We start from the raw sequence: 602 nt of genomic DNA, 5'->3' as shown, positions 1-602 counted from the left end.
CCCGGCAGCGGCCCGAAGCCCACCGTCGAGACGAAGCCGAGCCGCAGCCGCCCGACCGCCCCGCTGCCCGCGCCACTGGCCACCGCCCCCAGCGCGGCGGCCTGCTGCAGCAGCTGGCGCACCGGCGACACCAGCGCCTCGCCGGCGGGCGTCAACGCGACGCGCCGCCGCGTGCGGTCGAACAGCGCGGTGCCGAGCCGGGCCTCGATCTGCCGGATCGCGAGCGTCAGCGGCGGCTGCGTCATGTTGAGCTGCTGCGCTGCGCGGCCGAAGTGCAGCGTCTCGGCCAGCACCAGGAACTGCCGCCAGGCGCGCAGCTCGACGCGAAGCTCGTCACTCATACACAAGACATATCAATCCACCACGCTGGATATATTGGACGACATTCTGCACGCGATCGATACTCACGCTCCCCCCGAGCATCCGCCAGGAGACACCCCGATGAGCAGCCCCGTCAACCGCCGTTCGAAGAACATCACCGAAGGCGTCGCACGCGCGCCGAACCGTTCGATGTACTACGCGCTCGGCTACCAGGAAGGCGACTTCAAGAAGCCGATGATCGGCGTGGCCAACGGCCATTCGACGATCACGCCGTGCAACTC

General features: G+C 69.1%; 1 protein-coding gene. It reads right to left on the bottom strand.

What is annotated here, in order from left to right:
- Positions 1 to 341, bottom strand: a 341-nt coding sequence (locus tag AC1D01_RS37880) for a LysR family transcriptional regulator (protein ID WP_477875126.1), incomplete at its 3' end; no start/stop codon positions are given.
- Between the last annotated feature and the right edge of the window lie 261 nt (positions 342 to 602).

It is taken from the genome of Rhizobacter sp. P3_B12 (genome assembly GCF_056402895.1).
This window is presented reverse-complemented; position numbering and strand designations above follow the sequence as displayed.